At 50.0% G+C, this 21,722-nt stretch carries 18 protein-coding genes; all 18 read left to right on the forward strand.

All coding sequences use genetic code 11. The features are described from left to right. Positions 1 to 191: 191 nt before the first annotated feature. The 18 genes from EKM75_RS02835 to EKM75_RS02915 all read left to right on the forward strand — a co-directional run bounded on the left by EKM75_RS02835 (position 192) and on the right by EKM75_RS02915 (position 21,070). Entirely contained in the window at positions 192 to 833 is a 642-nt protein-coding gene (locus EKM75_RS02835) for an SDR family oxidoreductase (protein ID WP_125691943.1), read from the forward strand. Positions 834 to 1,372: 539 nt separating this feature from the next. Further along, positions 1,373 to 2,518 carry an ImmA/IrrE family metallo-endopeptidase gene (locus EKM75_RS02840; RefSeq protein ID WP_125691945.1) on the forward strand — a complete coding sequence of 382 codons (1,146 nt, stop codon included), beginning with the start codon at positions 1,373 to 1,375 and terminating at the stop codon, positions 2,516 to 2,518. Further along, positions 2,503 to 3,018 carry a DUF4411 family protein gene (locus EKM75_RS02845; protein WP_125691947.1) on the forward strand — a complete coding sequence of 172 codons (516 nt, stop codon included), beginning with the start codon at positions 2,503 to 2,505 and terminating at the stop codon, positions 3,016 to 3,018. The genes EKM75_RS02840 and EKM75_RS02845 overlap by 16 nt, the downstream gene beginning before the upstream one ends. A 1,354-nt stretch (positions 3,019 to 4,372) precedes the next feature. Then, entirely contained in the window at positions 4,373 to 5,197 is an 825-nt protein-coding gene (locus tag EKM75_RS02850; RefSeq protein ID WP_125691949.1) for an alkaline phosphatase family protein, read from the forward strand. 275 nt (positions 5,198 to 5,472) lie between these two features. Continuing rightward, positions 5,473 to 6,732, forward strand: coding sequence for a NupC/NupG family nucleoside CNT transporter (locus EKM75_RS02855; RefSeq protein ID WP_125691951.1), 1,260 nt, complete (start codon positions 5,473 to 5,475; stop codon positions 6,730 to 6,732). Positions 6,733 to 7,609: 877 nt separating this feature from the next. Beyond that, positions 7,610 to 8,923 (forward strand): NCS2 family permease, encoded by a 1,314-nt coding sequence (locus tag EKM75_RS02860; RefSeq protein WP_125691953.1) that lies wholly within the window; start codon positions 7,610 to 7,612, stop codon positions 8,921 to 8,923. Between the two features lie 81 nt (positions 8,924 to 9,004). Then, positions 9,005 to 9,919: a ribonucleoside hydrolase RihC gene (rihC, locus tag EKM75_RS02865; RefSeq protein ID WP_125691955.1), complete on the forward strand. Its 915-nt coding sequence runs from the start codon at positions 9,005 to 9,007 to the stop codon at positions 9,917 to 9,919. Between the two features lie 140 nt (positions 9,920 to 10,059). Next, positions 10,060 to 10,185: a hypothetical protein gene (locus tag EKM75_RS12995; protein ID WP_263853488.1), complete on the forward strand. Its 126-nt coding sequence runs from the start codon at positions 10,060 to 10,062 to the stop codon at positions 10,183 to 10,185. A 276-nt stretch (positions 10,186 to 10,461) separates the two neighbouring features. Continuing rightward, on the forward strand, positions 10,462 to 11,334 hold the full coding sequence (locus EKM75_RS02870) for a metallophosphoesterase family protein (RefSeq protein WP_125691957.1): 873 nt from the start codon (positions 10,462 to 10,464) through the stop codon (positions 11,332 to 11,334). Between the two features lie 538 nt (positions 11,335 to 11,872). Continuing rightward, the gene (gene rsmG, locus EKM75_RS02875) at positions 11,873 to 12,601 is read left to right on the forward strand and encodes a 16S rRNA (guanine(527)-N(7))-methyltransferase RsmG (RefSeq protein WP_125691959.1); all 729 of its coding nucleotides are present in this window, start codon (positions 11,873 to 11,875) and stop codon (positions 12,599 to 12,601) included. Positions 12,602 to 12,620: 19 nt separating this feature from the next. Next, complete coding sequence (noc, locus tag EKM75_RS02880; RefSeq protein ID WP_125691961.1) at positions 12,621 to 13,454, forward strand: nucleoid occlusion protein; 834 nt, start codon at positions 12,621 to 12,623, stop codon at positions 13,452 to 13,454. 14 nt (positions 13,455 to 13,468) lie between these two features. Then, a complete protein-coding gene (locus EKM75_RS02885; RefSeq protein WP_125683594.1) occupies positions 13,469 to 14,236 on the forward strand; it encodes a ParA family protein in 768 nt (255 codons plus the stop codon). Next, on the forward strand, positions 14,226 to 15,110 hold the full coding sequence (locus EKM75_RS02890; RefSeq protein ID WP_125691963.1) for a ParB/RepB/Spo0J family partition protein: 885 nt from the start codon (positions 14,226 to 14,228) through the stop codon (positions 15,108 to 15,110). The genes EKM75_RS02885 and EKM75_RS02890 overlap by 11 nt, the downstream gene beginning before the upstream one ends. A gap of 20 nt (positions 15,111 to 15,130) precedes the next feature. Next, positions 15,131 to 15,337, forward strand: coding sequence for a DUF951 domain-containing protein (locus EKM75_RS02895; RefSeq protein WP_125683597.1), 207 nt, complete (start codon positions 15,131 to 15,133; stop codon positions 15,335 to 15,337). Positions 15,338 to 15,342: 5 nt separating this feature from the next. Beyond that, positions 15,343 to 16,443: a redox-regulated ATPase YchF gene (ychF, locus tag EKM75_RS02900; protein ID WP_125691965.1), complete on the forward strand. Its 1,101-nt coding sequence runs from the start codon at positions 15,343 to 15,345 to the stop codon at positions 16,441 to 16,443. Positions 16,444 to 16,459: 16 nt separating this feature from the next. Further along, positions 16,460 to 17,188 carry a DUF1129 family protein gene (locus EKM75_RS02905; protein ID WP_125691967.1) on the forward strand — a complete coding sequence of 243 codons (729 nt, stop codon included), beginning with the start codon at positions 16,460 to 16,462 and terminating at the stop codon, positions 17,186 to 17,188. 1,523 nt (positions 17,189 to 18,711) lie between these two features. Beyond that, positions 18,712 to 19,341, forward strand: a complete 630-nt coding sequence (locus tag EKM75_RS02910) for a hypothetical protein (RefSeq protein ID WP_125691970.1) — start codon at positions 18,712 to 18,714, stop codon at positions 19,339 to 19,341. A gap of 91 nt (positions 19,342 to 19,432) precedes the next feature. After that, the gene (locus EKM75_RS02915) at positions 19,433 to 21,070 is read left to right on the forward strand and encodes a teichoic acid glycosyl transferase (protein ID WP_225426638.1); all 1,638 of its coding nucleotides are present in this window, start codon (positions 19,433 to 19,435) and stop codon (positions 21,068 to 21,070) included. Positions 21,071 to 21,722: the final 652 nt, after the last annotated feature.

Genomic DNA, 21,722 nt, shown 5'->3' on the forward strand with positions numbered 1-21,722 from the left:
GAATACCGGAATGAGGCCGCTTAGAGACAACATAAAATTATATTATTTCGTATGACAACTTGACAGGGACTAGTACAACTCATAATGGTTTGGCGTTTTTTTAGTTTAATCGTTAAGACACTTGGCTTGCTAAATGTAACTGTGAGTATTACAGTATAACTGTAAACAAAAACGAAAAGGGGTTCTTCAATATGACAAACGTATTAGTTCTCGGTGCCAATGGTAAGATTGCCAAGCTGGCTACGGCTCAGTTGTTGGCAGAATCCGACGCTCATTTAACGTTATTTCTTCGGAACGCTAAGCGCTTAGCCAGTGCGGCCAGCGACCGTGTCAAGGTGGTTGACGGTGACGCCAGCAAGCCAACTGATCTGCAGGCAGCCATGGGCGGTATTGACGTGGTATACGCCAACTTGGCTGGCCACAACATTGAGGCCGAAGCCCAGGCGGTGGTAAGTGCTATGGACGCCGCTGGTGTGAAGCGCTTAGTTTGGATTTCAACGTTGGGCATCTACGATGAAGTTCCTGGCGCTTATGGCAAATGGAACCATCAGATGTTGGATGGTGGCTACCTGGAGACTTACAGTGCCGCGGCTAAGGTCATTGAAAGCTCCGACTTAGATTACACGTTGATTCGGCCAGCCTGGTTGTCCAACAAGGACGAAGTCAATTACGAGACGACCCAAAAGGGTGAGGCCTTCAAGGGAACTGAGGTTTCTCGGAAGAGTATCGCCGACTTGGTCAACAAGTTAGTGGCTGATCCTAGCCAAGCAATTCGTGCGTCACTAGGGGTCAACAAGCCTAATACGGATGGGGATAAGCCTTCCTGGTACTAATCGAAAACTTATTTTTATCTGTAAACGCCCACCGGTGGGCATTGTCCAAGGGTGGGGGTAAATCAGGCGATTCAAAAAGAGTGCAATGGTTCCGTTTTCGCGGTATAACTATGGTGTGCGTTGAGAAAGACTCCGTACATAGCCAGAAGATCGGAATCACCTAAATTGGAATCAATTTACTAAAGCTATTCTGTGAAACTTTTCCTCCAAACAAGAACCCATGGATTTGCCGGAAATTGATTCATACGTTGCGGAAATACCGTTGGTGGCACTGCCACTAGCGGTATTTTTTTTGAGCCTGGCGCCGCCGGAAGCTGCGTTACTGGTTAAGCAAAGTGGGCTTCACGTGCTTGTTTTACGGTTGTTCTAATAATTAAATTGTCGGTAGCTGACGTGTTCGCAGATAAATTGGGAATTAAAGAAAAATTGAGTGCTGGTCTGCGTAGTTAAAGAGTGTACCGTCTGCTTGCTTAACCAGAAGGGATGTTGGGAAAGTGTGCTAGACTTAGTGAAAAGTTTGAGGAGGGGTGAGATAAGCAATGACAGTTTTGAGAGTGCCAGTAGCAAAATCGGTTATTAGTTGGGCAGTGACTCATGGCGAGAAGTCTCAGGAAGAATTACGGCAGAAGTATCAGCTGCAATCGTGGATCAACCCAGAAACTGATCGTGATTATCCCACATTTAAGCAATTGCAAAACTTTAGCCGCGATACGCGAATTCCATTCAATTATTTCTTTCAGGCAGAAGTTCCACACGAAAAATATGAGTTTGCAAGTTTTAGAACAGTTAATAACACGACCGTTCATCCTAGCCGGCGGTTGATTGAAACAATTCATACGATGGCGGCTCGGCAGGAGTGGATGAAGGACTATCTGATTGCGCAAGATGATGGTCGCAAATTTAAGCTGATTGGTAGCCTTTCACGACAGTTAAGTCCAGAGGTAGCAGCTACAAAAGTCCATAAGCTATTGGAATTAGAGGATAAATTTTCTCAGCCTTCAACCGATGAGGCGTTCTTTAATCAATTACGGAAAAAAATTAGTTCACTAGGAATTATGGTCATGCAAAATGGGGTGGTTGGCACGAATACGCACCGACCACTAGACGTTGCTGAATTCCGGGCATTTATTTTAGCTGATGAGGTAGTTCCATTAATATTTTTGAATAGCACTGACAGTAGGAAGGCGAAGATATTCTCTCTAGTACACGAATTTATTCATGCGCTACTCGGTGATGATGAGATTCTTAACGTTTCCCCCGACATGGATATTAGCCATGAACGTTGGATCAATCAGGTGACGAGTAATGTGCTGTTACCCGCCAAACGCGTTACTGCGACGTTATCCAACGATTTGTCGAGTGCGGCCAATCTTAAGCAGTTGAGCCGTATTTTTCATACGAGTCTAGTGACCACGGCAATTCGGTTGAATACATTAGGATTGACAGATAGTCGTGAAATAAATTGGGCTAAGACTATCCAAGGGCAAAGTGTCGAGTCACGAACGAAAGAATCTGGTGGTGATTTTTATAATACGGCGGTATCACGGGTTGATCGCCAGTTTGCAGATGCTGTTATTAGTGATGAAGCCTGCGGGCGTTTACCTGTGAACCAAGCAGCTGAAATGCTAGGCGTGACCTTAAAAACTTACGCTGCCACAGTTGATAAATTATGCCAGCACGCATAGTGGATTATTTGTTGGATACGAATTCGCTGATTGACGCTCATACAAAGTGGTATCGGCCACATGTTTTTCCATCGATCTGGCAGAGACTGACTACTGATGAAACGTTGGGGATGACGTCGCTAGTTTACGCGGAGCTACGGTATCCAGATACACTTGTAAACTGGGCAGAAACAGCATTTAGCGGGGACTTGCTTGAACCAACCTCAGAAATTATTTTGGCTTATAGCCAAGTAATGAGTTGGGTGACGACGGCGACACGCTGGAATATCGCTGGCATTGCACAATGGCAGAGTCCGGATAAGGCCGATCCGTGGCTGATTGCGACAGCGATGGTGAATCACCAAGCTATTGTAACGTTAGATGGCAATGGTCATGCGTTCATGCCAGATGAGCAAGCTTTTTCAAAGCAAGAACCTAAAATATCTGCGGTGGCAGAGCAATTTGGGGTGCCTACCCTAACACTCTATGAGTTACTTGATAAATTGCATCTTTCGCTATGACTAATCAAAGCGGTACCTCCAAGCTGTAGGTGTCGTTTTGATTAGTTATGGCATGAATCCCATTGAAAATGGTCCATCACCGACGATTTATCTCTGCGGCCAGTGATTGGAATTTTCAAACACCCATGAATTTGAAAAATATAACGAATTCAACATGAAAATATTTAAGTCATAATTGTGGTGGCACAACCGGGCGAGGCACAACCGTTTCAGTCAGAACTGTAACCGAGAATCGCCATTAGCCGGGGTTACCAGCGTCTCACTAACCCTGACCTATCAAGGATTACCGGCTATCTAAACGAGCAGTGAAGTAGTGGTTAAAATTCTATTTGTGCGTTTTTGAGCAAAAGTTAACGCTTTTCTATTGCAAACGCTTCCAGCACGTGATACTATATGTTTGTGGAAAGGAACAAAGAGTTGTGATAGCAACACCAGTTAATCTAAAGAGTCATTGTTTTCAATAGAAACTGATTTCCGTTATTTGCGCAAATCAGGTTTTTCAGAAACTCCGAGATACTGAATGATATTTAACAACTCCGATAAACCTTCTAACGAACTCTAGCGGTTCCAAACAAAAGGATTTGGGTCATGTATCATGGTTCACGAATATGGTTCACGAAAAACTGAATAAAGGTTTAACTTAGTGCTTGTTGTAAGCGTAAGTGTTTAAAGACTTGTAAACAGTTCCAGATTCAAGCTAGAGCTCGGATGTCACTGCGGCGAGGTTCACAAGGATTTCAAGAAGAATCGTTAATAGCGAGTCTTGGTAAAGTGATGAAGGAATTAAGTTCCAAGTAAAACTGAAAACGGCAGCCGGAAGATAAATAGTGAAAGAGTTAAAAGGGCTGTGTCTGCTCAGTGGAAACGACAGTTATGAGGCGATTAAGAATTAAAAAGTTTACGCAACGGAAATTTAGTAACAATCACAACCTCCTTTCCATGAGTTAGCGGACTTCAAGTTATTCTCTAAATAAACTTGAAGCCCGTTTTTGATTTCCAAGGGACTTGTTGTTCGGGTCAACCAGAGATTTACAGTTTTAGACAATGGTCTCGGTATAAATAGTTTAATGGGAAATCCCGTAGACTAGCCGGGCTATCAGCTCCTTTTTGATCTTTGAAAACTAGGGTAATTGTTAAAGGTAAATCCTTTTAGCAAATTAAAGACGTCGTTCGGAATGCTCCCGAACAGACGGCTTCCCGTAACTGATTCATCGCCTTAATGTTCGGAAACAGCTGATAAACAGTTTTCCGCAATCGACCATTTACAGGCCGGTTCGGAAAAGGTATATTATTACTAGACTGAAAAAATTTGTTAAAGAATTTTATGGCACGTTGACCTAAGGAGTGAGAAGTAGTGGCCTTTCATCGCATTTTTGTGATTGATTTTGCTGGATTGGGTCTGGGCGAAGCGTCGGACGCTAACCGCTTTCAATCTGTGGGCGCCGATACGTTGGGTCACGTGGCGGTTAGTTGGCCCGATAAACTAAATCTTCCAACATTACAGCAGTTGGGGCTTGGTAATATTCGTGTTGACCATCCCGTCCCCGGAGTTCCTCCGGTAGATCATCCCGCCGGCTTCTTTGGCCGCTTGCACGTGCAGGCGGAAGGCAACCGACGCGCCACGGGATTACGCGAGATGTGGGATTTCACCGGGCGTGAGCGCACGGAAAGTGTGTTTGACACCTTACCCACGGCTGGTTATGACGTCAGTCTAGCCGGACCCTTTCTCAGTTATCTCCAAACGCAGGACCTGGCGCAGCGGTATCAACTTGGGAGTAATCAGGATGCTTTCCGGATTCTCTACGACCGGTTATATCAGCCAGCTTCAGGATTGACCTACGTGGTTCTACCAGATTTTCGGTTCGCCGGTTCCCAGCAAGACCCCCACGCATTTGGGGAATCCCTGGAAAGCGCCGACCGGTATCTCACCCAGGTCAAGCATGATATGGGGGCCAACGATTTATTGATCGTCACCGCCACCCATGCCGACGATCCGACCATGGCAGTCACGCCGACTCGTGAGTATTTGCCATTACTGGCGTACTCCCCGTCCCGGCCAAGCGCACACGCGTTGGGCATTCGCCGGACATTAGCCGACGTGGGGGCCACGGTCCTCGAGAACTTCGGTTTAGCAGCCTACGCTGCCGGACATAGCTTTTTAAATGAAATTACGCAATAAATAAGTGCAGAACGAACCTTGAAAGGGGGTGAGGGAGCGTCATACCGGATAAGTTCGATTGGGTTGCAAAGGTCAGCTGACCACTAAGCTGTAATTTATCAATTATTCACCAATTTTTTCCTTGGTGGTCGCTGAGACTCAACCGTTACGAACCGGCTTCGTTCGTTCGTAACAGAAGTTATGCGTTACATAATTTCTGCAGCAACATCGTGTCAACTTTTGTGCGGGAACGCTCGTGCATCAAACAATAATATCGGAAAGAGGTATTTTGACCAATGCTAGTCGCAGTCAATATTTTAGGGGTAATCGTTTACCTCGCTATCGCTTTCTTATTCTCTAAGAATAAGAAGAAAATTAATTGGAAATCAACTGCCATTGTTTTAGTACTTAACTTGATCTTAGCCTGGTTCTTCACCAGTTTCTCAATCGGACAAGACATTGTTAAGGGTGCCGCAGATGGTTTCAACTGGTTAGTGCAAGTTGCCTACCAAGGGATTGTCTTCGCCTTACCTAACTGGGTAACGCCACAATTCGGTGGGACTGCTAAGTCCATGAACTTCATTACCAGTTCATTGCTGCCAATCTTATTGGTTGTTCCAATGTTCGATATCCTGACTTACATCGGGATCTTGCCTTGGATCATCAAGTGGGTTGGTCGTGGCCTTTCCTTCATTACTGGTCAACCTAAGTTCGAATCATTCTTCTCTGTTGAAATGATGTTCTTAGGTAACACTGAAGCCTTAGCCGTTTCTCAATTACAATTGAAGAGCATGCGTAAAGAACGTAACTTGACGCTTGCCATGATGTCCATGTCATGTATCACTGCCTCCATTCTGGGTGCATATACCCAAATGGTTCCTGGGCAATTCGTTTTGACGGCCGTTCCAATTAACATCTTGAACGCCATCATCGTGACGAACATGTTGAACCCTGTTGAAGTGGCCCCAGAAGAAGATACCATCGCCAAAATCGGTGGGTCTAACTCCGCTGCTGCTGAAGAAGGCGCCGTTGAAGATGACGGGAAGCGCGAACCATTCTTCTCATTCTTGGGTGACTCCATCTTGGGTGCTGGTCGTCTGATCTTGATCATCGCCGCCAACGTTATCGCCTTCGTTGCTTTAGCTGCTTTGATCGACAAGTTGCTTGGCTTGGTATACCCATGGTTATCCCTGGAACACCTTTTGGGGATCATCATGTTCCCATTTGCATGGTTAATGGGTCTGAACGTACACGATGCGTTCGGATTCGCACAGTACATGGGTACTAAGTTGGTTACGAACGAATTCGTTGTCATGGGTAAGATTTCTTCAACCATCAACACGAATGCTTTCTCACCTCACTACCGGGCAATCCTGACTGTCTTCTTGACTTCATTCGCTAACTTCTCAACTACTGGGATGATTATCGGTTGTTTCAAGGGGATCGTTGACCGTGAAAACAACGAACTTATCTCTAAGAACGTTGGTTACATGCTCCTTTCCGGGATTCTGGTTTCCTTGCTATCAGCCGGAATTGTAGGACTGTTTGTTTGGTAAAATTAAACGCTCACTCATGCGAGTAGGCTAAAAATTGGATGGCCCAGGGGCACTAGCTTCCTGGGCCATCTGTGTCACTAGGACCTTGGTTTTAGTGGCAAAATGGTGTAAGGATGCCGCTCACTGCGGGCCTTGCGGGGCTGGAACGGTGTGCGCGCGTTTGGGAGCCAAAGAGCGGTCTCCCAAGCCGGCGCTGTCTAACCGACGAAAAGCTCGTCGCCAAGACAGTTCCACGCCTGAGCCCCCGGCCCTCCGTTCGCTGGATAGTGGTTGTTAAAACCATGGTTCTGGTGAAGTGGGGGGCAGCAACAATTGGCCCTGATTTTCAGTGAGACAACAGTGTTAACTCAGACTTGCTAGCTCACAACCAATAGTGGCCAACTAGCATGCAGTCTGAGTTACGGCCGGTTCATGGGCTTAGTTGTGGGTCGCTCACGTGGTTGTGGCGACGCACCAATCGTGAGCCGGAGGATGGCAGGGACCGCGCAGTGTCGATGTTCTTAGCGGTTTACCGCTTAGAACATGGGCCGACCTTGGAAACTCGCGAACTGAGCGAGGTTGCAAGGCGCCTGGGAGACCGCTCTTAGGCTCCCAGGTCTGCCCCACAGCGCGGTCCCTGCCAGCCGCAGGCGGGCACCTCAGTTTTTTGACTTTCAGCCCACCCAACAGGTGACCACCCAACAACTAAGCCCATAACCTTTTGGCAGTAACGAAGGACCATGTTAAAATATAAGGCGGTTGGCAATTGTCAGCCGTACGGGTGTCCGACCTTTCCTCAGCGGGAAAGTGAAACCCAGCCGGAAGTTTGAGACCCTCCGGTTGCAATGCCCGTGAAGTTTGTGCGTCACAGCTGGCGCACCGAAAGATAGGGATTTTTATGGATAAGCAACAGACGCAGGTGGAACGCGCAAACAATATGACGCTACGCGAAGCACTGCGACATAAGGATGTCGTTCGAAATGAGATAATCGCCGGGGTGACGGGGTTCTTCGCCATCTCCTACATTATTATCGTGAACCCGTTGATCCTAAAGGACGCGGGGATTCCCACGGACTTGAGCGTCTTCGCCACCATTTTCTCGTCAGTCATTGGGTGTTTGATGATGGCCTTTTGGGCCAACGCACCGGTGATCTTGACGCCAGGGATGGGGGTCAACGCCTTCTTTACCTACACCATCGTGGTGAACATGGGTCTGAGTTGGCAAGAAGCACTGGGTATCGCGGCGGTCGCCAGTTTTATTTACATGTTGATTGCCTTCACCAAAGTTTCGACCATTCTCTCGGAGGCGATTCCAGAATCGCTGAAGAGTGGGATTACCGCGGGAATCGGACTCTTCCTGGTTGAAATCGGCCTGGAAAAAGCGGGCCTGATTGTCGCCGGTAAAACTTCACTGGTCGTGCTGGGTGATTTGACCAAACCCACGCCGTTACTGGCACTGTTTGGCCTGGTACTCAGCTTGATCCTCTACATCCGCAAGATTAAAGGCAACTTCTTCATCGACATTATTGCCACGAGCTTGCTGGCGTTCTTCCTGGGTGTAAAGGATAGTGACACCCCCACCGTTGATTTAGCACGGTTGGGCCAATACCACGAAATCGTCTTCAAAAACGACTTCTCTCACTGGTTGAGCACACCGTTCATCTTAGCGGCCTTCTCAATGACCATGATTTTGGTCTTTGAGTCGATGGGCCTGCTCCAAGGCCTGTTGCCGAACCACAAGAAGTTCAAGAAGACCTTCGAGGGGAGTGCGGTTACCACGTTCTTGTCTGGATTCCTAGGAACCAGCCCGACCGTTGCCGCTGCCGAAAGTGCCTCCGGAATTGAGAGCGGGGGTCGGACTGGAATCATGGCCTTAGTGGCCGCAGTCCTGTTTGCCCTCTCCCTGATTTTCGTGCCACTGCTGGCCTACGTGCCTTCAGCCGCCATTGCACCGGTGATCATTATCACTGGAGCCATTATGATGGCTGCCATCGGCAACATTGACATGAAGGACTTCTCCGAGTGGTTCCCAGCCTTTCTGATCATCGTGTTAATTTCGTTCACCAATAGTATTGCCACCGGGTTGGCTTTCGGTTTTGTTTGCTACCCCATCATGAAAGTGGCGTTGGGCAAGGCCAAAGAATTGACCTGGCCAGTTTATCTGCTTGGTGTGTTATTCCTGTGTGACTTGGTCTTCAGTGCCATGTTATAGCGGGAATTAACCGCCAGCCTAAAACGTAAGCGTTTCCGCTTTATAAAATTACAACTAATTTCATTGGGAGGATATTTTATTATGACTATCAAAATTATTATGGATACAGACCCAGGTATTGACGATGCAGCTGCTTTGACCATGGCTATCAACGACCCTAAGATCGACTTGAAGTTGATCACCACGGTTGCTGGTAACGTTACGGTCGACAAGACCACCATCAACGCCTTGAAGATCGTTCGGTTCTTCAACCAAGACATTCCAGTTGCCGGTGGTGCTGAACAACCACTGTTCAAGGACTTTGAAGACGCTGCTCGGATTCACGGCGCTTCCGGGATGCCTGGCTACGAATTCCCAACTGATTTGCCAACACCATTACACAAGACGGCCGTTGAAGCGTTGCATGACGAAATCATGGCTAGCCCAGATCCAATCACGTTGGTGCCAACTGGTTCATACACCAACATTGCCTTACTCTTCTCTGAATACCCAGAAGTTAAGAGCCACATCGAACGGATCGTTGCCATGGGTGGTTCATTAGGCATGGGGAACATGACGAGTGCTGCTGAATTCAACGTCTTCACCGACCCAGATGCTGCCGCTATCGTTTACAAGTCTGGTGTGCCAATCGTGATGGTTGGTTTGGACATCACCATGAAGGCTTTGCTGACACACGAAAGTATCGAAGAACTGCCTAAGATCAGTGAAACTGGGAAGATGTTACACGACATCATCGTTAACGATGGTGACAACAGTGATGCTGGGATCGCCATGCATGACGTGAACACCATCTTCTACCTGTTGCACCCAGAAGCAATCACGACCAAGGACATGTGGATCGATGTTGTGACCGATGGCCCATCTATCGGTGAAACGGTCGGCGATATTCGTGGGGCTTACCATGATGGCAAGACCAACGCGAAGGTTTCTGTCGACATTGACGACGCAGCCTTCAACAAGTGGTTCCTTGAAGAAGTTCGGGCCATTAAGAACTAGTTTCGCAAAGTGAATGTTGTTTAATATAACGACGATAAAGGTAGTGCCAGGCTGCGGTCTGACGCTACCTTTTTTGGTAGCAAAAACTTTACAGAAACGAGTGGTCTTTCCATACAGAATCGTTACATGAGCCTGATATGATGGGGTCAAAATTAGGGGAAGAGGATGGTCCCATGTCAGCCACGGATATGGATACGTTGATCTTGTTGATTTTAACCTGGCTCCCCATGCTATGGTTCGTGCGGAAGCCGAAGAACCGCTACTGATTGAAAATAAAGCTGGGCCCTCAGAGTTGTTTCTGGGGGCCTTGATTAGTTATGTGATGAAAAGAAATTGAATCGGTAATTTTGGCGGACTAGAATCGGGTGGCTCGGTAAGTTTGCTCAGTGTTTGCGGAAAATTTACAAGATGTTGACAGAGACCACATCAATTATTTACAAGAATCCGCTATGCTAGGGAGTAACTTAGTGATAGTCGGGGTTCTGCTGTCGCCGGGTGCTGTCCCGGTGGCCGCAAGTTTATTTGATGGGGGCAACGGGGGCATGAATAAATTCACAATCGTTCACATATCTGATCCACAGTTAACCACGGCGGAACCGCAGTACCACCAGCAGCTCCCGCCAACGGCCAAACTACAACGCATTTTTGACGATGTTTTAGCGCACGACCTCCGACCGGACTTAGTGGTGGTGGGGGGCGACCTGCTACAGGAGGGGACCTCACAGGACTATGCGTGGTTTCGGCAGTACCTGGCCCAACAGGCGAAGCGCTTAGGAGCACCGATCAACGTTATCTTAGGGGATGGCGACGACCGGGAAGCCTTTAACACCGGCTACTTAGAACAAGCACACCAACCGTATTATGCGTACAAGCAAATGTATCAGAACATGGATTTTTACTTTCTGGATTCCAAATGGGAACCGAATAAAGAGGCCGGCTGGCTGGATCGTCAGCAACTAGACTGGCTGAACAAGAATCTTCACCTAGCGCCCCGGCGGCGAGCCTTTATTTTTCTCCACCACCCGTTGGATGCGCCGGCTTTGCACAATATGCGCTACGCCTTGCTCCAGAATAACCGCGAACTGCTAGCGATTCTGCATGGTCACAACATTGGCGGTATCTTTGCCGGGCACCTGCACTTTGATGCCAGTTATCTGGTCGATTTGACCATTCCAGTAACGGCGGTGGGATCGGCGTCCACCTATATTGATTGTCAGGATCCGAACCGTCACGAGGTCCACGACGGCTGTAGTTACAACGTCATTACGATTCAACGGGGGATGGCGAGCGTAACCCACCAGCCGCTATATTTGGGCCAGACCATCATCGACACCATCGACGTCAACAGCACGGGCTTCGTCAAGCATCGCCCCAGGCTAACCCTCTCAAAGAGAGCGGCGGGGCCGTCGATGTAGGGTGAATAACCCAAGATTCTCGTAGGCAGCGGGCAGTCTAGCAGCAAGTGATCTCAATTCTAGAAGAATAACCAACCAGAGTTGCTAACAATTAATCTGAATGAAGAATTACAATCAACGGCTAATCTTAGCCGAGAGGTCACAGCAGATGGGCTCAGGCGCCTCGTTATTCTTAGCGCCGGTGGGTTACCGACGCTTAGAATAAGACCAAGTTTTAAGACTCGGGGTTTTCGAGGCTTAAAATTGTGTCGGCACCGTTCCAGCCCATCTGCTGTGACCGGTAAGGCGAGCATTAAAGTAAATTGAAAAGAGTTCATGGAGGGGTGATTCCCAGTAGGTCAACGGGAATCACCCCTCATCTTATTTTCCGTGGGCAATTGCCGTTTCATGTGACGCCGCTTTTCGGTATAATAGGAAACGACGTGAAGGCGAACCCCAATTGAACCGTCAGTTCGGTTGCGTTTCGCCTGTAAGTAAGGTAAAGTATAAATAAGCGTGAAACAATTGTGTTTCACAGAAGTGAACTGGGAGATATTGCATGAATCCTGAAGAATTTCGTGCCGCGCTCGCTGCGCAGGGCATTGCGTTAAACGACACACAGCAACAACAATTCGCTGACTACTACCAATTCTTGGTGGCGACCAACGAACACGTTAATTTAACCACGATTACCGCGGAGCCCGACGTCTACTTGAAACATTTTTATGACTCGGTGACCCCCGCTTTTTACGTGCCTGCAATGCGGACGGAACCGTTGACGCTCTGTGACGTAGGAGCCGGAGCTGGCTTTCCTTCGTTACCGTTGAAGATTTTGTTCCCGCAACTGCAGATCACCATCGTGGATTCGTTGAACAAACGGATCACCTTCCTGAACGAACTGGCAGCCAAACTGAACTTGACCGGCGTCGCGTTTCATCACGCTCGGGCCGAAGAGTTCGGTGGCAAGCGGGCCGATTCCCGAGAAGCGTTTGACCTCGTGACGGCCCGCGCCGTTGCCCGGATGTCCGTGCTGAGTGAGCTGTGCCTGCCACTAGTTAAGGTCGGCGGTCAGTTCGTGGCGTTAAAGGCGGCTCAGACGGAAAATGAATTGGCTGTCAGCCAGACGGCGATCACCACGTTGGGCGGGAAGCTGAACGCGGACCATGCTTTTAATTTGCCTGAATCCAACGACCCACGGCACATCGTGGTCATTGATAAGGTCAAGCACACACCTAAGCGGTACCCACGTAAGGCGGGAACACCGAACCGGGAGCCGTTAGAAGATTAATGGGATGGGGGTAAGATAATTGCCATTTTCATTATTTGGAAATAATCGGGAAAAAGCCACGCATCCGGCACATCCTGTGAAACAAAACGTGGTGATGATTCCGGTTGCGCAGATCATTCCCAACCGGTTTCAACCGCGGCGTCGCTTCGATGTCACGGGCATTACGGAGCTGGCCCAAACTATTCAAGAGCACGGGCTCTTACAGCCCATCGTGCTCCGGGAATACGAGACCGACCATTACGAATTGATCGCCGGTGAACGGCGGTTTCGGGCCGTCTCGTATTTGAAATGGGAAACAGTGCCAGCCATTATCGAATCCATGAACGACGACGAAACGGCCTCTATGGCGCTGATCGAAAACCTTCAGCGTGAAGAATTGACCGCCGTTGAAGAGGCCCATGCCTATCAACAGTTGATGGAACTCAACCACATGACGCAGGCACAACTGGCAGAAGGCATTGGAAAGTCCCAAGGCTTTGTGGCCAATAAGTTGCGGCTGCTCAAGCTGAGTGCCCCCGTGACCGACGCGATTTTAGATCATAAGATTACGGAACGGCATGGCCGGGCGTTATTGGCCGTGCCCACTGAGAAACAGGGTGCCGTGCTGAAGACGGTGATCGATGAGGGCCTTACGGTCAAGGAGACCGAGGCACTGATTGCCAAACAAAAGCAACCCAAGAAGAAGCGTCGCCGGGTGACAAAGCGTAGCGTAACGGGAGATACCCGCATCGCCGTGAACACCATTCGTAAGTCAGTCAAGATGGTTACCGACGCCGGAATGACGTTGACGACCAAGGAAGAGGAGACGGCTGACGGTTACCGCATCACAATAGATATTCCCAAAGAAAGCTAGAGGTGGAACGACATATGGGCTACATCATTGCATTAGCCAATCAAAAGGGCGGTGTGGGTAAGACCACGACCGGGGTCAACTTAGGAGCCGCTTTGGCTTCAGCTGGCCAAAAAGTCCTGCTGGTGGATACCGATGCACAGGGTAACGCTACCAGTGGGGTCGGCATTCAAAAGGCCACCATTGAGCGTGAAATTTACGACGTCTTGGTCAACGAAACACCCATCCAGGAGGCCATTTTACACACGGAACACCCTGGGTTGGACGTCGTGCCAGCAACCATCCAGCTTTCTGGGGCCGAAATTGAACTGACCCCTATGATGGCGCGGGAGACGCGGTTGAAGGCCGCGCTCGACGACGTGCAGGACAGCTACGATTACATTCTGATCGACTGCCCGCCATCGCTGGGACTGTTGACCATCAACGCGTTTACGGCGGCCAACTCGATCCTGATCCCCGTGCAGAGTGAATACTATGCGCTGGAAGGATTAACGCAGCTGTTGAACACGGTCAAGCTGGTCCAGAAACACTTTAACCGCGACCTGAAGATCGAAGGCGTGCTGTTGACGCTGTACGATGCCCGGACGAACTTGGGTAAGCAGGTCAACGAAGAAGTCAAAAAGTATTTCCAAAACAAGGTTTACGCCACGATTATTCCGCGGAACGTTCAGTTAGCGGAAGCACCTAGTCACGGCATGCCAATTATTGATTACGCACCGAAATCTAAAGGCGCGGAAGTTTACTCTGAACTCGCAAAGGAAGTGCTAGCTGCCCATGGCAAGTAAGAAAGAGAAAAGTTTAGGACGGGGAATCGACGCGCTGTTTGCGGAAAACGGCGTGGACACCGGCGAAGAGACCGTTGCTGACCTGACGTTAGCCGATATCCGGCCCAACCCGTATCAGCCACGGCAGAAGTTTGATAAGAAGGGGTTAGACGACCTGGCCGCTTCCATTCAAAAGGCGGGCGTCTTTCAACCGATCATCGTGCGTCAACCGGACAAGCAGGTCCAACGCTATGAAATCCTAGCTGGCGAACGGCGTTTCAGAGCGTCCAAGCTGGCGGGCAAGGACACGATTCCTGGCATTGTCAGAGACGTGACCGAGGAACAGATGATGGAGATCGCCGTGTTGGAAAACCTCCAGCGCGAAGACTTGACGCCACTGGAAGAGGCCGAAGCCTACGATACGTTGATGACTAAATTAACGTTGACGCAGGCCCAAGTTTCCGAACGGTTGGGGAAGAGTCGGCCATATATTGCCAACTACCTGCGTTTGCTGGGACTGCCTAAGGCTGTGAAGGACATGCTCCAACACAACGAGCTCTCAATGGGACAGGCCCGGACGCTGTTGTCCTTGAAGGATAAGAGTAAATTGGTCGCCTTGGCTAAGAAGGCAATTGCAGACGGTATGACCGTGCGGACGTTGGAAGCCGAAGTTGGCAAGTTGAATGGTGCAGCGAAGAAGCTCGCCAAGAAGCCGGCCAAGAAGAAGTCCCCATTCCTCCGGTCGACTGAGAATCAACTACAAGAGCGGTTCGGCACGCAAGTCTCCATCAACGAGGCCGCGAACAAGGATCATCAGGGACACATTGAGATCGAATACATGTCTAACGATGATTTGAACCGAATCTTGGACCTACTGGATATCCACTTGGATTAGCGAACATTGGAGGGAAAGCCATGTACGATTTAGGTGATTTGGTAGAAATGAAGAAGCCCCATCCTTGCGGCACAAACCGTTGGGAAATTACCCGGATGGGTGCGGACATCAAAATCAAGTGTACCAACTGCGGGCACGTGGTAATGCTCTCGCGGCGTGATTTCGAAAAAAAACTTAAAAAGGTGCTGGTCCGTAAGGCCGACGCTGACAATGGAAAGAGTGAATAATTTTTATGTCATTAACTGCAGGGATCGTCGGACTGCCCAACGTCGGTAAGTCCACTTTATTTAACGCGATTACAAAGGCCGGAGCCGAAATGGCGAACTACCCATTCGCAACCATTGACCCGAACGTGGGGATGGTGGAAGTTCCAGATAGCCGGCTCGACCGGATTCAAGAACTGATTCCAGCCAAAAAGGTTGTGCCAACCACGTTTGAATTTACGGATATTGCCGGGATCGTTAAGGGGGCCAGCAAGGGTGAAGGTTTAGGGAACCAATTCCTGGAAAACATTCGCCAAGTGGACGCTATCGTTCACGTTGTGCGGGCATTTGACGACGACAACATCACCCACGTTTCAGGGAAGATCGACCCAATCGATGATATCGAAACCATCAACTTGGAACTCGGTCTCTCCGACTTGGAAGCCGTTAACAAGCGGTTGGCCAAGGTTGAACGGGCGGCTAAGGGGAGTGACAAGGAAGCCAAGGCTGAATTGTCCGTTCTCGAAAAAATCAAGCCAGTGCTCGAAGCCGGCGGTGCCGTTCGGACCATTGACTTCGATGAAGAAGAAACCAAGATCGTTAAGGGCCTCTTCTTATTGACGTCTAAGCCAGTCTTATACGTGGCTAACATTGCCGAAGACGACATGGCTGATCCAGAGGATTCTAAGTACTTTGGCCTCATCAAGGATTACGCTGCTAAGGAAGGCGCCGAAGCCATTGCCGTAGCCGCTGAAGCCGAAGAAGAAATCGCCCAATTGGACGATGACGAGAAGCAAGACTTCTTGGAAGCTGAAGGTGTCGAGGAACCTGGGTTGAACCGGTTGATTCGGGCCTCATACACGCTGTTAGGCCTGCAAACGTTCTTTACGGCTGGTGGTAAGGAAACGCGTGCCTGGACGTTTAAGAAGGGTACTAAGGCCCCTCAAGCAGCCGGGATTATTCACTCCGACTTTGAACGTGGGTTTATCCGTGCTGAAGTGATGGCCTTTGATTCTTTGGATAAATTTGAATCTGAAAGTGCCGTTAAGGAAGCTGGTAAACTCCGGGTCGAAGGGAAAGACTACGTGATGGAAGACGGCGACATCGTCGAATTCCGTTTCAACGTTTAGAAGGGAAACTGTATAGATGAGTGATAACAAAGAAACGCCACGGAACGCGGGCGTTCACCAAAACCGCAATACCGTTGCGTCTAACGAACGGGCAGCCTTTGACAACGTCGGGCTGACCAAGCGGAACGCTGACTACATGTTCCGGTTCAATAAGGCCTTGGAAAAGACCAAGTTGACGCCGGAAAAGAAGGCGGCCGCTGTCCAAAAGATGGTCGCAGAATTAGTTGACGGCCAAAAGAGTGGAGCAACCGCTAAGAACCTGTACGGGGATGTCGATGCGCGGGTCAAGGAAGTCGTTGAAGGGCCTGAACGTGAGGTTCAAGTCTTTGGCGGTCCTGATTACTGGCCAAACATGATTTACAACGCGCTGTCATTCTTCATGATCTTTAACCTGATGTTCGGGGTACTCTACCTGTTTAGCCCGAACCTGGTCAAGGAAAGCAACAGCCCAATTGGGATTTCAGCTATCATTATTAGTGCGATCGGTGCCGGGTTCATTATGCCGATCATGCCTAAGCTGTTCGATCCAAAGATCAAGCACAAGTACAACGGGTGGATTCGCCTGTTGATCGTTCTAGGTGGGTTCTTGATCTGGATGGTGCTGTTCTTCTTCGCACAGCTGATGCCACGGACGATCAACCCAGTTCTGGGTGGTTGGCCTAGCTTGATGCTGGCAGTGTTCTCTGGTATCGGTATGTACTGGATTCGCCGGCATTACAAGATTACTGGTGGGTTCTTCGGTTAAATCTTTGGGGTAAACCTAAGCTTTTGACAAGGTGGATGGTGGCCGCCTGCGGCTGCCAGAGACTGCGCTGTGGGGCGAACCTGGGAGCCAAAAAGCGGTCTCCCAGGCGCCTTGAAACCTCGCTAAGTTCGCGAGTTTCCAAGGTCGGCCCATGTTCTAAGCGGTAAACCGCTAAGAACATCGACACAGCGCAGTCCCTGGCTTCCTCCGGCTCACGTCGGTGGTTAGCTGGTCCACTCTGGTTGCCGAGTACCAGTTATATTTTAATTTGTCATGGGGTCGGGACGTTTTGTTCCGGCCTTTTTGTTGCAGTGAATGCCAATTATCGCCACCTGCGGCTGACTGGGGCAACGCACTGCTGGTATCGCCGCCTGCGGTTGACTGGGACCACGCTGTGGGGCGAACCTGAGAGCCAAAAAGCGGTCTCTCAGGCGCCTCGGAACTTCACTAAATTCGCGAGTTTCCAAGGTCGGCCCATGTTCTAAGCAAAGACCGCTAAGAACATCGACACGCACCACTGGTATTGCCGCCTGCGGCTGACCGGGGCCACGCTATGGGGCGAACCTGAGAGCCAAAGGGCGGTCTCTCAGGCGCCTTGAAACCTCGCTAAGTTCGCGAGTTTCCAAGGTCGGCCCATGTTCTAAGCGAAGACCGCTAAGAACATCGACACAGCGTGGCCCCGGTCAGCCTCCGGCTCTAAATTGTGGTGACCTGTTCTGTTGGTGGCCGTATTTCACGGTCGACTAATACGGGAGACTAATTCGTGTTATCTAGGATATCAATTTAATGTTAGTTAGATAGGAACTGCATTGTGGCATGACTTTACCAGACTAATGGGTGCCAGCCATGTTAGCCGAGAGGTCGTCAAATATAGGCTCAGCCGTGGAACTGTCTTAGCGGAGTGGTCTGCTCCGGTTAGACAGCGCCGGCTTGAGAGACCGCTCTTTGGCTCTCAAACGCGCGCACAGCGTTCCAGCCTATATTTGACGGCCGGCAGGCGGCACACAACCGACAATCCCATCAGGTCGTCAAATATAGGCTCAGCCGTGGAACTGTCTTAGCGGAGTGGTCTGCTCCGGTTAGACAGCGCCGGCTTGGGAGACCGCTCTTTGGCTCCCAAACGCGCGCACCGCGTTCCAGCCTATATTTGACGGCCGGTAGGCGGTACACAACCGACAATCTCACAATCCCATCAGACCAGTAAATGCAAGCCTGAACACTCGCTTAGTTTTAGTCGGAATAATAGAAAAAAGTTTTTTCGGATGGTCTTTTTCAATAAATGGGCGTAGTAGTACAGGGGCGCACCTGCTTGTGAAAAGATGGCTGGTATTGGCGGACGTACAGTCTGGAATTTTGGCGCTAAATGTTGGCCCGTAGCGGTTAATGGGCGCACTCACAAATCGGGTAGAACCTGTGAAAAGTTGGTGCTTGACCCGGCAAGCGGATGGCCCTATTATGCAACCAAGTAGTTGAGCTGCTTCCGGGCCCGACGAAAAAATCCATATTCTCGGGGAGGATTTTTTATGAAAAAAGTCTTTGGATATGTTTTAGGGTTGGTTGCCGCGTTGACGCTTGCCGGGGGGATTGCCACGACCGCTAACGCTGATGGAAGTAGTGCTGATGCTGCGAGTGGTAGTGGCAGCGGGAGTGCTCCTGCTAGTGCCATTGTGCCTTCGGGACCTTCTGATACGATTGCCCCAGCTGCTGGGATGTCGAGTAGCAGTTCTAGCAGTGCATCCAGCAGCAGTTCCAGCAGTGCTGCCAACAGTAGTAGCGCCGTTGATAGCTCCAGCACCGCCAGCTCATCATCCAGTTCCGCAACGCAAAAACCACAGAAACCAGAAAAGCCTGCGAAGAAGCCTGCTAAGGAAAAGGAAATGAGCGCTGCCAAGAAGATGCGTGGGCGTTTACACTACAAGAAGGATTCTCGCGTCATTCTCTTCCAGAAGGTCCGCAAGGGTGCTGAAGTAACGTTACGCAACCGTGAAGGCAAGTTTGTTAAGAAGTTCCGGGTCAAGAAGAACGGCAAGTTTGAAGTTCGCTTGACTGCCAAGGAAGCTAAGGAATTGAACAAGGGCGGCAAGTACTTCAAGTTCACTGTTGTGGAAAAGGGCTACAAGGCCTACACTATCCACTACTTGATCAAGAAGTAGCCGATTAGTTTCAAAAAGACGTGGGTGACCACGCCTTTTCTTATGCAGAGAGATTGATTGTTCACCGAATTAATGGGGAGGGGCAATTATTATGAAGCGAATAGGGACACACCTGCATAGTAAAAATAGTCAGGTCCTGGGGTTGTTGACGATTGTGGGCGTGTTTATCATGACCTTCTGCTCTTACACCTCCCCGGCATTTTATTTTGACACGTCACCGGATAACAACGCGTTCTTCACGGTCGGCAAGGCCATGATGCACGGCATCGTTCCCTATAAGGATATTTTTGAACAGAAGGGACCGTACGTCTACTTCCTCCACGGGTTGGCCTACCTGGTCAGCAATCGCAGTTTCTTGTTGATATTTGTCTATGAAATTGCGACGCTGGTGGCGGCCATGTTTCTGGTCTACAAGTTGGGTCAGCTACTCAGGGTCAGCCAGCTGGGCGCGTTATTGATTGCGTTGTTATCGCCATTACTTTTTCTGTATCACCCGTACTACGATTACGGCGACACGGTGGAATTCTTCACGTTGCCACTATTGATTTCGCTGATTTATCTGTTGGTCTTACTGGACCAACGGGGGTTAACGGTCAGTCACTGGTGGTTCTTCGCGCAGGGCGCCATCGTGGGGGTCGTGTTCCTGTCGAAGTATACGTTGCTAGGCGCTTGGATCGTCTTTTATTTGGGACTAGTGGGTGTCTTGCTGGCAAAGCGTCAGTGGCGGCAACTAGGACGCGTGGTGGGCTGGAGTGCCGGCGGGTTCCTGTTGACGACCGTCCCGTGGCTGATTTACTTCCTGGTCACGGGCGGATTGAGCGCGTTCATCAACGTGTATATTCTGTTCAACACCAAGGTTTACCTGACCTCGTCAGTCGCCGCGTTTTCCAACCTGGTGCAGTCGATGACGGTCGTTTCCCAATTTTTCCAGAACAACGTCCTGTTCTTCTTACTGGGCGTGGTGGGAACGCTGCTGGTGACGTTCCAGCGCGATGTATTCCAGCACAACTTTACGCGCGGCCTGTACTTGTTGACGATACTGGGTTGTGACCTCTTTGCGCTGTACGGGTACCAGGCGGGGGCGGTGTACCAGTATTATGAGCTGATTTATTTCGCGGGCTTTGTTCTACCTTTCGTGTACCTGGGCAAGCTGTTCTTTGCGCGGGTCCAGTTGCCAAATGAAAATGAAGACACGTTTGTGATTTTGGCGACGCTGCTCATCAGCCTGTTCCTGGTGCTGGGCGTGAACAATAACGTGACGAATTCCAAGATATTTCCGAACAATGCGTCCATCACGGAGAAGGCAACGGCCAAGCCGCAACAGCCCGCGCAACTTGTCTTTGGACACATGATGCGTGCGGCTCACGCTCCGCTGACGATGTTGAATTATGGCTCGATCGATATGGGGTTTTATACCGCATCGGGCGCCGTACCGTCGACGTATTTCTTTCAGAATTACAACATTTCCCAGGCCTCAGCGCCACAAATTCTGCAGTCGCAGGTTAATCTGATCAAGCAGGGCCAGGTGGAATGGGTCGTGCTGAATACGCCGGCCGGCAAGACGGTCAAGCAGTGGCAGGGCGGGGGCGGCCGCATTAGTAGCGGTAACCTGAACCCTGGGACGGCGAAATTGGCGAAACCGCTCAATGAGAATTACCGGGAAGTGGCGCAGCACACCCAGATGTTTGAAGGGGTCAGTGTGACCTACTGGTTGTATCGGCTTCGGTAGTGTTCTTGTTGCTTTATTTGCCGCCTCCGGCGCCCAGAAATTTGGCCCGCTGTGGGGACCGGGGCAAGCCTGAGAAGCGGTCTTGCCCCTCGACTTGAAGCCTCGGTAACCCGCCGAGTCTCCAAGCTCGTCCCACGGACTAGGTCGGCCAAGAACGCCAACCAATTCCGTCGACACCGCGGGCCAAATTTCTGGTCACCTGCGGCTACGATGGCGGGTGACCACTACCTGGCCGATGCAACCTGTGGCGTCACTGGGCCTGGCATAGGGTATGCTGACCATTTGACCGCTGTTTGGATTGGATCAGCTGATTTATGTAGTAGGCTGGCTGTGCGGGGACGGCTACGCCAATGGTTTTGTCGTTTTGATGATGGATTAATTGAAGCGTCAAAATAGCTAGCTCACTCAGTATCTAAGTTATGGCTAACGACGAAAGATTTAGTGGTTAAGACTATGATTGAAATTTCAAACTAAACCGATGGTGATTAGCGGACGATGTAGCCGGAGAAAGTTAGGAGTGGTGCCGGCCGTGTCGGTGGTCTTAGCTCGGCGAAATTTGCCGAGGTTAGAGCACGGGACGAGCTTGGAGACTCAGAGTTCTTCTGAGGCTTCAAGTCGAGCTGGCGAACTGTTTCTCAGGCCGAAAGCGGTC

This window comes from Levilactobacillus tongjiangensis, from assembly GCF_003946345.1.
Taxonomy (GTDB): domain Bacteria; phylum Bacillota; class Bacilli; order Lactobacillales; family Lactobacillaceae; genus Levilactobacillus; species Levilactobacillus tongjiangensis.

What these genes read in the sequence shown, in the direction of transcription:
- EKM75_RS02905 (WP_125691967.1), top strand. Translation starts at nt 16,460, where the DNA reads ATGAGTGATAACAAAGAAACGCCACGGAACGCGGGCGTTCACCAAAAC.
- EKM75_RS02835 (WP_125691943.1), top strand. Translation starts at nt 192, where the DNA reads ATGACAAACGTATTAGTTCTCGGTGCCAATGGTAAGATTGCCAAGCTG.
- EKM75_RS02860 (WP_125691953.1), top strand. Translation starts at nt 7,610, where the DNA reads ATGGATAAGCAACAGACGCAGGTGGAACGCGCAAACAATATGACGCTA.
- EKM75_RS02855 (WP_125691951.1), top strand. Translation starts at nt 5,473, where the DNA reads ATGCTAGTCGCAGTCAATATTTTAGGGGTAATCGTTTACCTCGCTATC.
- EKM75_RS12995 (WP_263853488.1), top strand. Translation starts at nt 10,060, where the DNA reads ATGGGGTCAAAATTAGGGGAAGAGGATGGTCCCATGTCAGCCACGGAT.
- EKM75_RS02840 (WP_125691945.1), top strand. Translation starts at nt 1,373, where the DNA reads ATGACAGTTTTGAGAGTGCCAGTAGCAAAATCGGTTATTAGTTGGGCA.
- EKM75_RS02895 (WP_125683597.1), top strand. Translation starts at nt 15,131, where the DNA reads ATGTACGATTTAGGTGATTTGGTAGAAATGAAGAAGCCCCATCCTTGC.
- rsmG (WP_125691959.1), top strand. Translation starts at nt 11,873, where the DNA reads ATGAATCCTGAAGAATTTCGTGCCGCGCTCGCTGCGCAGGGCATTGCG.
- EKM75_RS02870 (WP_125691957.1), top strand. Translation starts at nt 10,462, where the DNA reads ATGAATAAATTCACAATCGTTCACATATCTGATCCACAGTTAACCACG.
- EKM75_RS02890 (WP_125691963.1), top strand. Translation starts at nt 14,226, where the DNA reads ATGGCAAGTAAGAAAGAGAAAAGTTTAGGACGGGGAATCGACGCGCTG.
- EKM75_RS02885 (WP_125683594.1), top strand. Translation starts at nt 13,469, where the DNA reads ATGGGCTACATCATTGCATTAGCCAATCAAAAGGGCGGTGTGGGTAAG.
- EKM75_RS02910 (WP_125691970.1), top strand. Translation starts at nt 18,712, where the DNA reads ATGAAAAAAGTCTTTGGATATGTTTTAGGGTTGGTTGCCGCGTTGACG.
- EKM75_RS02915 (WP_225426638.1), top strand. Translation starts at nt 19,433, where the DNA reads ATGAAGCGAATAGGGACACACCTGCATAGTAAAAATAGTCAGGTCCTG.
- EKM75_RS02845 (WP_125691947.1), top strand. Translation starts at nt 2,503, where the DNA reads ATGCCAGCACGCATAGTGGATTATTTGTTGGATACGAATTCGCTGATT.
- rihC (WP_125691955.1), top strand. Translation starts at nt 9,005, where the DNA reads ATGACTATCAAAATTATTATGGATACAGACCCAGGTATTGACGATGCA.
- ychF (WP_125691965.1), top strand. Translation starts at nt 15,343, where the DNA reads ATGTCATTAACTGCAGGGATCGTCGGACTGCCCAACGTCGGTAAGTCC.